Annotated in this window: 9 protein-coding genes; 3 read left to right on the forward strand and 6 right to left on the reverse strand. The window is 58.9% G+C overall.

Features of this window, described 5'->3' with window-relative positions; translation table 11 throughout:
• Positions 1–4: 4 nt before the first annotated feature.
• The 5 genes from MME58_RS13480 to MME58_RS13500 all read right to left on the reverse strand — a co-directional run bounded on the left by MME58_RS13480 (position 5) and on the right by MME58_RS13500 (position 5567).
• Positions 5–1120: an MDR/zinc-dependent alcohol dehydrogenase-like family protein gene (locus tag MME58_RS13480; protein WP_054984170.1), complete on the reverse strand. Its 1116-nt coding sequence runs from the start codon at positions 1118–1120 to the stop codon at positions 5–7.
• Between the two features lie 29 nt (positions 1121–1149).
• Positions 1150–1905: an SDR family oxidoreductase gene (locus tag MME58_RS13485; protein ID WP_055006286.1), complete on the reverse strand. Its 756-nt coding sequence runs from the start codon at positions 1903–1905 to the stop codon at positions 1150–1152.
• A gap of 136 nt (positions 1906–2041) precedes the next feature.
• Complete coding sequence (locus tag MME58_RS13490) at positions 2042–3052, reverse strand: substrate-binding domain-containing protein (protein ID WP_122239148.1); 1011 nt, start codon at positions 3050–3052, stop codon at positions 2042–2044.
• Positions 3053–3102: 50 nt separating this feature from the next.
• Positions 3103–4083: an ABC transporter permease gene (locus MME58_RS13495; RefSeq protein WP_054988655.1), complete on the reverse strand. Its 981-nt coding sequence runs from the start codon at positions 4081–4083 to the stop codon at positions 3103–3105.
• Positions 4080–5567 carry a sugar ABC transporter ATP-binding protein gene (locus MME58_RS13500; RefSeq protein WP_054988656.1) on the reverse strand — a complete coding sequence of 496 codons (1488 nt, stop codon included), beginning with the start codon at positions 5565–5567 and terminating at the stop codon, positions 4080–4082. The genes MME58_RS13495 and MME58_RS13500 overlap by 4 nt, the downstream gene beginning before the upstream one ends.
• A gap of 280 nt (positions 5568–5847) precedes the next feature.
• Here MME58_RS13500 and rpiB point away from each other — a divergent pair, with 280 nt between their 5' ends.
• The 3 genes from rpiB to MME58_RS13515 all read left to right on the forward strand — a co-directional run bounded on the left by rpiB (position 5848) and on the right by MME58_RS13515 (position 9791).
• On the forward strand, positions 5848–6309 hold the full coding sequence (gene rpiB, locus MME58_RS13505; RefSeq protein ID WP_055005746.1) for a ribose 5-phosphate isomerase B: 462 nt from the start codon (positions 5848–5850) through the stop codon (positions 6307–6309).
• A gap of 67 nt (positions 6310–6376) precedes the next feature.
• Positions 6377–7357 carry a sugar-binding transcriptional regulator gene (locus MME58_RS13510; RefSeq protein ID WP_054988658.1) on the forward strand — a complete coding sequence of 327 codons (981 nt, stop codon included), beginning with the start codon at positions 6377–6379 and terminating at the stop codon, positions 7355–7357.
• 58 nt (positions 7358–7415) lie between these two features.
• Positions 7416–9791 (forward strand): glucose/quinate/shikimate family membrane-bound PQQ-dependent dehydrogenase, encoded by a 2376-nt coding sequence (locus tag MME58_RS13515; RefSeq protein WP_055005747.1) that lies wholly within the window; start codon positions 7416–7418, stop codon positions 9789–9791.
• 69 nt (positions 9792–9860) lie between these two features.
• Here the strand turns inward: MME58_RS13515 and MME58_RS13520 are convergent, their stop codons facing one another.
• A complete protein-coding gene (locus MME58_RS13520) occupies positions 9861–10634 on the reverse strand; it encodes a helix-turn-helix transcriptional regulator (RefSeq protein ID WP_055005748.1) in 774 nt (257 codons plus the stop codon).
• Positions 10635–10935: the final 301 nt, after the last annotated feature.

A 10935-nucleotide genomic window follows, 5' to 3' on the forward strand; every position in this document is an offset into this window, starting at 1 on the left:
TGGATCAAGGCTCCAGAACGACCTTCAGTGATTTGTCGCCGCGCTCCATGACGGCAAACGCCTGCTTGAAGTCCGCCAGGGGGAACTTGTGCGTGACCACATCGCGCATGTCGATCTTGCGGTTACCGATAAAGTCGATGGCGCGCGGGTACATATAGGGCCCGAGATGCGAACCGAGCACGTCCAGCTCCTTGCGGTCACCAATGATCGACCAGTCCACCGTGGCCTCGTCATTGAACACGCTGAACTCCACGAAACGACCGAGTTTGCGCAGCATCGCCAAGCCCTGATTGACCGCCTTGTGGTGCCCTGTGGCTTCTATATAGATGTCGCAACCGTAGCCGCCGGTTATCTCCCGGATCTTTGCCAGCACATCGACTTCGGCGGGGTTCCATACCTCATCGGCGCCCATGCGCAGGGCGAGAGCGGCGCGCTCGGGCTTCATGTCGAGCACAATGAGCTTTTTCGGGTTACGCATACGTACTGCGCCGATGATTCCGAGGCCCAGCGTACCCGCGCCGGCAACGACCACGATGTCGTCGAAATCGACGTTGGCCCGCTCTGCAGCGTGCAACGAGCAGGCCAGCGGTTCGATCAGGATCGCTTCGTCCGGGGCAATCGAATCCGGCACTTTATGGATGATGCCTTCCTTGGTGAAGATCATGTACTGGGCCATCGCGCCCTGCACGTTGTTCTGGAAGCCATACAGGTCGTGTTTCTGACACATCCAGTATTGCCCGTGGTTACAGAAGCGGCAGCCCCAGCACGGCACGATCTGTTCGGAGATCACCCGGTCGCCGATCTGTACACCGCGCTTTTCCGCTCCGGGGCCGAGCGCGACCACTCGGCAGACAAATTCATGGCCGGGAATCATCGGTGGTTTGACATAGCGGGGCTGCTCGGCATCGCCCCAGAAAGAGGGCGCGCCTCGATAGGTCTTGATGTCGCCCATGCAGATCCCGCACAGCTCGACCTTGGTAAGAATCTCGTCAGGGCCGGGCGTCGGCACATCGACGGTCTCCAGCCGGTAGTCTTCCGGGCCGTAGCAAACCACCGCCTGCATGGTGGCCGGAATCACAGGAGAGAGTTGTTCGGCAGTGCGTTCGGTGACGGTGGACATGACGATAAACCTCACGACAGGAAAATGAATTACTGGATGCTGTAGCCGCCGTCGATCACTACGTTTTCGCCGGTGATCATGCTGGCGGCGTCACTCAGCAGGTACAGCACCAGCCCGGCTATTTCCTCCGGCTGGGCGAAGCGGCCTGCCGGAATCTGCGATTTGGCCCGTTCTCCGACTTCGCCCGCCCAGGCTTTTTTGCCCAGTGCGGTCTCGACGATGGTGGGCGAGATGGCATTGACGTTGATGTGCGGTGCCCACTCCATGGCCAACACTTTGGTCATGCCGACCACTGCGGCCTTGCTTGCGCAGTAGGCGACGTGCCGGTCCAGGCCAATGACTGCGGCCTGCGAGGCAAGGTTGACAATGCGTCCGCTGCCTTGGCCGAGCATGTGTCGCGCGCAGGCCCTGGCGACGAAGAAACTGGCCTTGAGGTTGATATCCAGTGTCGTGTCCCAAGCGTCTTCGCTGACATCGACAGCCTTGTCCAGCAGGGCCACACCGGCACTGTTGACCAGGTAGTCAATGCGCTTGAAGTGCTCGAAAGCCTTGTCGACGGCGCTGTTGGCCTGATCGACCCGGCGCAGATCGACCGCAATACCGACATGCGCGCTGCCAAGGCTGGCAGCCACATCGACCACCGCCGGATCACGGTCCAGCAGTGCAACCCGCGCACCGCGCTCTGCCAGCAAGCGGGCACAGGCAAGACCTATCCCGGCAGCCCCGCCGGTGATGACCGCGCAACGGCCATCGAGATCGAAGGCCTTGTTCCAGAATTCAGACATGAAGATGACTCCTGTAGCTGTAGCCTGGGAGCATTAGGCGAACGGCGTCGGCAGGGACGCCTCTCGTTCCTCATGCTCCGCGTGGGAATGCCTTTCCTGAAGCTGCGCGTCACACATCTGCGCGACGACGCATGGCTTACTTGCCGCCGCTGACCTGCTGATACAGCGCGTCGGCATTCGCGTCGGTGACAGGCACCCACGGCAGAATGTAGTTCTTGTCAGTGCCGTCGCCCCACTTCACGTCATTGGCGTAGCGCTCCCAGATCACCGACTGCGGCTTGTAATCTTTCCCGGCCAGGGTGCGAAGGGCGACATCGAGGGCGCCCTGAGACTGGGCTTGAGCGTCTTGCAGGAAGGTGGTGATTTCATTTTTCTTGGCGGCCTGAATAGCATCAGGCATGCCGTCGATGGACGTGATCGGTACGTCAGCAGGCTTCAGATTGCGGGATTTCAATGCCTGCAAGGCACCGAGCGCCATGTCGTCGTTCTGCGAAATGATTCCGGAGATACCACCGTTCTGATGGGCATTGAGCCAGTCCTCGGTCAATGTCTGGGCTTCGGCACGCGACCAGTTGGCGGTCTTCTTCTCGATGATCTTGATGTCCGGGTGTTTGCCCAGAACTTCCAGCTCGCCCTTTTCCCGATCAATCTGCGCCGATTGGCCAATCGGCCCCTGAATGATCACCACATTGCCTTTGCCCTTGAGCTTGTCGACCATCGCCTGTGCCTGCAGGCGGCCGCCTTCGACATCGTCGTTGCCGACATAAGGCACCTTGTTGCCGGCAACCCGAGTGTTGGAGGCGATCACCGGAATGTCGTTCTCCATTGCCCTTGCCACGGTGCCGACGCCTGCCTTGGTGTCGATAGGCACAAAAATGATCGCATCGTAATGCTGGGTGATCATGGTTTCGATCTGGTTGTTCTGGGTCAGCGCGTCGTAGTTGCCGTCGAATACATTGATCTTCACGGTGCCGTCCTTGACCGCCGGATGCTCCTTGAGCTCACGTACCCAGTTCTGCATGAACTGCCCCTTGAGGCCATACACTGCAGCGCCAATCTTGTAGGTCTTGCCATCGGCGGCCAGGGCAATGCTGCTGGCGAGCAGGGAGAGCGCCGCGACGGCGGCCAGGGATGTACCGAATTTCATGATGAGAACCTCGTTATTGTTGTAGTCAGTCGTTCATACAGAGGAAGCAACTAGCGTTTTTTCTTGCGCCACACGTCAATCAGCACTGCAAACACGATGATCAGGCCCTTGGCGACCTGTTGGTAATAGGAAGACACACCCAGCAGGTTGAGGCCGTTGTTGATCACACCGATCAGCAGTGCACCGAACAATGTGCCGACGATACTGCCGGTGCCTCCGGACAGGCTCGTGCCACCAATGACCACAGCTGCGATGGCATCCAGCTCATAGGACATGCCGGCCTGGGGCAGGGCGGACGTGGTTCTGGCAGACAACACCACCCCGGCCAGGCCCGCGAGCAACCCGGAAACCACGTACACCGAAAACATGACCTTGCGCACGCCGATCCCGGAGGTACGTGCGCTTTTTTCATTGCCGCCGACGGCGTACACATAACGCCCGTAAGTGGTGTAGCGCAGCACCATCCAGAAAATCAGTGCGACCACGGCGAAGATGATGATGGGCACACCAATCGGGCCGACCCGGCCGATACCCAGCGCCAGGTATTCTTCGGGCAGGTCCGTTACCGGACTGCCATCATTGAGAATGAAGGTCATGCCACGGGCGATACTGAGCATGCCCAGAGTGGCCACAAATGGCGGAATTGAGAGGTTGGCAACCATGAAGCCATTGACGACACCGAGCATCGCTCCGGCAAACATCCCTGCACTGACCGCAGCCAGCAGGCCGTAACCCTGCGTCGCCACCAAAGCGCTGCACAATCCGGCAAACGCCAGAATAGAGCCGACGGACAGGTCGATACCTTTGGTCAGGATCACGTAGGTCATGCCGACCGCGAGAATGCCGTTGATCGAGGTCTGGCGAAGGATGTCCATCCAGTTGCGCCAGGTCATGAAGTATTCGCTGGCAAAAGCCATTACCAGACACAGCAGAATGAACACCAGCGGCAGGCCGAAGCGGTCGAGGGACAGGCGCAGACGGCTGCGCGGTGCTGCGTTGGTGGCGGGAGCGATAATGGTTTTGGCATTCATGAGGCAAGACTCAGCAGGACTTCCTGGGAAAGATCGGCATCGCTGCTGATGGTCACCAGCCTGCCACCCTTGAACACGGCAATTCTGTCACTAAGGCGCAACAGTTCCGGCGCCTCCGACGAGACCACGATGGCGGCACCGCCAGCGCGCACGAACTGATCCAGCAGGTGATAGATTTCCTGCTTGGCCCCCTCGTCAATGCCTCGAGTCGGCTCATCGCAGAGTAGGCAGACCGGGTCGGTTGACAGGCATTTGGCGAGCACCACTTTCTGCTGGTTGCCGCCGCTCATCGACGAGACAGGCAGATCCAGCGACGCCGTCTTGATCTGCAGGCGCCTGACCATCTCTTCGGCCAGCCTGTGCTCCCTGCGGGCATCGATCAGCGACCAGTTCGACAACTGCCGGTAAGCCGACAGGGCGATGTTGGAAAGGATGCTGCCAGTGAGCACCAGGCCGCTGTCCTTGCGGTCTTCGGTGACCAGTGAAACGCCGGCGCGAATGGTCGCCTTGGGCAGGCCGACCGGCATGGGTCTGCCTTGCAGGGTGACGCTGCCGGAGTCAGGCGTGGTCAGGCCATACAGGCAGTTGAGGAACTCACTGCGGCCTGATCCCATCAGGCCATAAATGCCGAGAATTTCGCCATGACGCACCTGCAGGCTGATGTCTTCGAACTCGCCGTTACGGCTCAGGTTGTCGACCGCCAGGCAACACTCGGCAGCGCATTCACGACCGACCTTGTGATCGATGCGCTGCAACTCCTGACCGACGATTCCGCGCACCAGATGTGCCCGGTCGATATCAGCCATGCGTCCGCTTTCGACAAAGGCGCCGTCTCGAAAGATGCTGTAGTCGTCGGCAATCTGCGCCAGCTCGCTGAGGCGGTGGGATACATAGATAATGCCGGCACCTCGGGCCGCCAGTCGGCGAATGGCCTTGAACAGGGTTTGCGCCTCACGCTCACCAATGGCTGAGGTGGGTTCATCCATGATCATCACTTCGCAGTCATGACTGAACGCCTTGGCAATTTCCACCAGTTGTATCTGCGCAACACTCAGCAAGTGCATGGGGCTTGTGGCGTCGACATCGAACTCGAGTTCTTCCAACAGTTCGCGGGTACGTCGATTCAGCTCTTTGCTGTCGACGATGCAGCCGGCACGGCGCGGTTCGCGGCCCAGCCAGATGTTCTCGGCAACCGTCATGAAGGGGATGGGCTCCAGCTCCTGGGTAATCATTGCGATTCCAGCTGCAAGGGCGTCGCCAGGACGGCTGAACTGCACAGGTTGGTCATTGAGGAGGATGGTGCCGCTATCACGCTGGGTGATGCCCATCAGGATACTCAGGAACGTAGACTTGCCTGCGCCATTGCCACCACACAGGGCATGCACGCTCCCTGCTCGCAATGAGAGACGCCCGTCACGCAAGGCGGGGATGCCGGCATAGGCCTTGGTGACGTTTTCAGCCTGGAGCAGTAATGGCGTAGCCATTGGCGTGTCCTCGTGCTGTGAATTCTTATTAGGTGCACTGATGAGTCGACCAGTGAGCATATGTGTATAAAATGAAATTCTGATCAGTCAATCTCTTTCCTGTAAAAGTTTTAAGACGCTGGATTCTGGCCACTCCTGCCTCTTTAAAGCGTATTCGCTGAGCAATCATTCAAAAACAAGCTTGACACTGCGCCGTTAATGCCCGAGAAATGAGTGGTCGGAATTTCAAGTAATGAACATTTGATCGGATAATAAGACCTCGGCAGCGGAGCCTGATGCCATGAACACACCTTTCGCGGTGGCTATCGGATGTGATGAAGCGGGTTATGAACTCAAGGAATTGTTGAAACGCCATATCGAGACGCTGGGCTACCCGGTGACCGATTTCGGCACACACTCCACTGCGCCGGTGCTTTATCCGGACATTGCTCTGGCAGTCGCTACGGCGATCAACGCCGGCGAGCAGCGGCTTGGTGTGCTTGTCTGTGGCACTGGAATAGGCATGGCAATCTCGGCCAACAAGGTCTTGGGTATCCGTGCTGCGCAAGCCCATGACACCTATTCGGCAGAGCGGGCGCGCAAAAGCAACGATGCGCAAATTCTTTCCATCGGTGCACGGGTGATCGGCACCGAACTCGCGAAAAGCATCGTCAAATCCTTTCTGGAGTCGGAGTTCGAGGCTGCCCGCTCCGGAGCCAAGGTCGAGCGCATAAATGCGATAGAGCGCGACGGGCATCAATAGTGAGTGGACGGCACCGGGCGGGAGTAGGGAGAATGCGCCTTTGACGCCGAAACGGAAGCCCGTCCACATGAGTGACAGTACCCAGCGCATGGCCAGCGACATCGACCTGATGACTGAAGTCGCAATGCTGTATTACCTCGAGAACGTCACTCAGGAAGCCATTGCCAAACGTTTTGACCTGTCGCGCGCAAAAGTCAGCCGACTGCTCAAACGCGCACGCGATGAGGGCATTGTCGAAGTACGGGTGTTACAGCACCCGGCGATGAACAACGAGCTGGAACTGGCGCTGGTAGAGCGCTTCCAGCTGGACCGGGCGTTGATTGCAGTTGACCACAGCGATCCCGATACCCAGCGCTCGGCAGTCGCCAGCCTGGTCGCCAATTATCTGAACAAGACTCTGGGCGACGGCATGATTGTCGCGGTCGGCATGGGCAGAAACGTTGGCGCAGTGGCAGACAACGTGTTCCTACCGGTGACGCGCAACTGCACATTTGTCTGCGCCATCGGCGGTTCGCTCAAGGCCGGCGAATACATGAACCCCGATCACATTTGCCGTCGTCTGGCGCTGCGCTTCGGCGGCGAAAGCGAAAGCCTTTACGCGCCGGCCCTGGTAGCCAACCCCGAGCTGCGCAGTATCCTGATCAGCAACGACACCGTGCGCTCGACGCTGGACCGCGCCCGTCGCGCCGACATGGCACTGATCGGCATTGGTGACATGAGCGAAAACAGCAACATGGTGCGTATGGGCTGGTTTTCCCCGCAGGAGATTGCCCAGGCCAGGCTGTCCGGCACGGTGGGGGACATGATGGGCTATGATTTCATCGATATTCACGGCCAGCCCGCAGTCAATGCCATTCAGGGCAGGGTCATCGGTCTGACCGTACATGAGCTGTTTCGCATCCCGGATGTAGTCGCCATCGCCAGTGAAAACACCAAGGCGGCCGCGACACTGGGGGCCTTGCGTTCCGGGGTGATCAACACGCTGGCGACCACCGTCACCAACGCCCATACCATCCTTGCGCTGGATGATGCGACACGCAAAAACTGATAGCGGTTTTTTGAAACATCTGCGGCGCAAGATCGAATAACAAGAAAGGACAAGGACGATGATGCTGAAAGCGACAGGTATCGTGATCGCGATACTGAGTTTTATTCTGCTGTTCATGGGGGCGCAACTGGTCGCCGCCGGGGGTTCTCCAGCCTACTCGGTGATTGCCCTGGGCTTGCTGGCCACGGCCACTCTGGTATTCCTGAAGAAGAAGTCGGTGCTGACCCTGTATGCATTGATCATGTGGGGGATTCTGATCTGGATCGTCTACGAAGTCGGCTTTGACAAATGGCAGTGGATCCCCCGCGGCGATCTTTTTGCACTGATCGGTCTTTGGCTGGCGCTGCCCTGGGTGGTGCGGCCGCTCTATCAGGCTCGTTCGACTAGCGATAACCGTCGTTTTCACCCCTTTCTCGGCAGTACGCTGGGTGTGATGCTGTTGATTGTGGTCGCACTGATGCTCCATGACCCGTACCCGCTTCAAGGGCAGATCAGCAACGAAGTGACCACCCGCAGCGCCGACTCGGCAGGCAATGACTGGGCGGCATATGGCGGGACCCAGGCAGGTCAGCGCTTTTCCCGTCTCGATCAGATCACCCCGAAAAACGTCGGCACGCTGTCGGTTGCCTGGGAATACCATACCGGCGACCTGCGGGATGCAGGCAAGGATGCCGGCGAGTACACCTTTGAAGCCACGCCTCTGAAGATCAACGACCGGGTATATGTGTGTACGCCTCATAACGAAGTGCATGCGCTGAATCCGCAGAGCGGAGAACTGGCCTGGAAATACACGCCCGAGAAAAAACGTTCTTACCTTCAGCAGCATCAGACCTGCCGGGGTGTCAGTTATTATTCCGCCATATCCGGTGCGACGGGCAAGACGCAGCAGCCCGTCCAATGCGCAAAACGCATCATCACCGCCACGGCAGATGCCAGGCTGGTCGCGCTTGATGCAGACACTGGAAACCTGTGCAGTGATTTCGGCACTGGCGGTGTGATCGACTTGAGCGTCAACATGGGCAAGATTCGCCCTCATGCGCTGATGCAGACCTCTGCGCCGCTCATTGCGGGCGATTTGATCGTTATTGGCAGTTCTGTAATGGATAACGGTTATAGCGCTGGCAATCCGTCCGGCGTCATTCGCGCCTTCAACGTCATGACCGGCGAGCTGGTATGGAACTTCGACCCGCAAAACCCGGACAGCACCCAGCCAGTAACGGCTGACCGGAACTATCCGCAGGACACACCTGTTGCCTGGGCAACCCTCAGCGCCGATGTTGAAAACGGCCTGGTGTACGTTCCTTTCGGCAACGCATCGCCTGACGAAACCGGCACCCGGCGAGACCCTGGCAGCAACACCGAGAAGTTTCGTGATGCACTGGTGGCGCTGGACTTGAAGACCGGTGCGCTGCGCTGGAAATTCCAGTCGTCGAACAACGACTTGTGGGACCGCGACAACCCCTCACAGCCTTCGCTGCTGACCTTGGGAAAAGAGGGCAGCAAGCAGCCTGGGCTGCTGCTGCCGACCAAAGCAGGCAACATCTTTGTGCTCAACCGCCTGACGGGCGAGCCGATAGTGCCTGTCGATCAGGTCAGTGTGCACACCGAAGGCGGCATTGCGGGCGAGCGCTTTGCTGCGACCCAGCCGGTCTCAAGGCTAAACTTCATCCCGCCGGCGCTGACGGAGAAATCCATGTGGGGCGTCACGCCCTTTGACCAGATGGCCTGCCGGATCACCTACAACAGACTTCGTTATGACGGCAACCCCTGGACACCGGCCACAGAGACCGGCTCGCTGATCTACCCCGGCAACATTGGTGTATTCAACTGGGGCTCGGTGGCCGTTGATCCTGACCGTCAACTACTCATTGCGGCACCCGTGCGCCTTGCCTACATCTACAACCTGATCAAGCGGCCCGAGCAGGCAGAAGAAAAACGCCTGTTCACCGAGGAAGGCAAACCGTACTGGAACGAGAATTTCAACGGTGACTACGCCATCCGTATTTCAAGATTCGCCTCCAGCCTTGGCATTCCCTGTACTGCACCACCGTGGGGGACGCTGGCCGGGGTCGATCTGGCCACCGGTAAAACCGTATGGACACGACGAGTGGGCACGACCAAAAACCTCAAGACCAACTTCATGCAGGCACGTTTCCCGATCGGTTTTCCGATGGGCATGGTGGCCCACGGTGGCCCGCTGGTCACAGCAGGCGGGCTGGCATTTCAGGGGGCGACGGCGGATAACTTCTTTCGCGCTTACGACGTCAACAGCGGGGAAGTGCTCTGGGAGCATGAATTGCCGGCAGGTGGGCAGGCGACGCCTTCGACCTATACCGGCAACGATGGCAAGCAGTACGTGATCATTGCAGCCGGCGGTCACGGATCACTCGGGACCACGCTGGGCGACAGCGTAATTGCGTTCCGGCTTGACTGAGAGCGGGCAAGGGAAGGGCCGGCAACGGCCCTTTTTTCTGCGCGCATGGAACATGCCTTTACCGGGTGCTCAACCGCCAGCCATCCAGCGAGCCAGACCGTGTCGACCACTGACACCCAGTTTGGCAGTGGCACGCTTGAGGTAGGTTTCCACCGAACTGTTCTTTACCTTCAAGCGCTGCGCCATTTCGGCCACGGTTCCGCCGGTCAGCAAACCCAGACAAACCTCCTGCTCGCGTGCGGACAGCGTGACCGAATCCTGCGCCAGCCTGCCGCTGAATGCCTGATCCAGTGAACCGGGTTCTGGCTCGACACGGGCATTGCGATCACCTGCCTGGGCGAGGATTTGCGCGTGATGCTCCACCAGCGGCAGCAGCGTGTCGGAAAGACTCTTGAGCAATGACAGTTCGCTCAGCGAGAACGCCCGCAAGGTAGCCGACCGATAGAAGCAGATGATCCGTCGACGGTCACCACTGCTGGAAACAAGATTGCACTGGTGAGTGTTGTGCTGCGGGTGTTGCGCACCAAGCGGGTTCTTCAGCTGGACCAGCAATGGGTCCTGCATGTGCAGAATGCTTGACAGCAGAGGATGGCCGATTGCCTCGATGTTCGGACTGTCCTGCTGCAGACCGGCACTGCCGAGCAGATGGATGCGGCTGATGCTGCTCTCACGCACGTCCAGCGTCCATTCACTGAGGTCAACCCCGTGAATAGGCACCAGCGAATCGACCAGTTGCAGCATCTGCCCGGCAAACGTTGTGTCGCCGGTACTGGAAACCAACTGAGCCAGTTGCAGATAGAAGCGTGGATCGTCGCTGTATTCGAAATGTTGCGCCGTGTTCATCTTGAGCTTTCCTGATTCCGACCGCGTAGTAACAGGCCATGGCCAATTGCTGCGCGGCAACTTCTGATTGCAATAACGTATAAGCCTGATGATGGCACTGGGTCTTTTGGTATTCAGCCTAAGCTTTTGCTTCGCGTCTGTAGCGGAAAACAGGGACAGATTTTCAACCCGCCGCACATGCGTTTGCCATGAAGTGTGGCTATAAGCCAGCCGCCGGGTCCTGTCCGGGTTTAAGGGGCCATACATCGTCCAGTCGGCAGTGCTTAATCCGCGGCCTACCTGCCAAGAAGGATCTTGAGCC

The organism is Pseudomonas syringae pv. tagetis (assembly GCF_022557255.1).
GTDB lineage: Bacteria > Pseudomonadota > Gammaproteobacteria > Pseudomonadales > Pseudomonadaceae > Aquipseudomonas > Aquipseudomonas caricapapayae.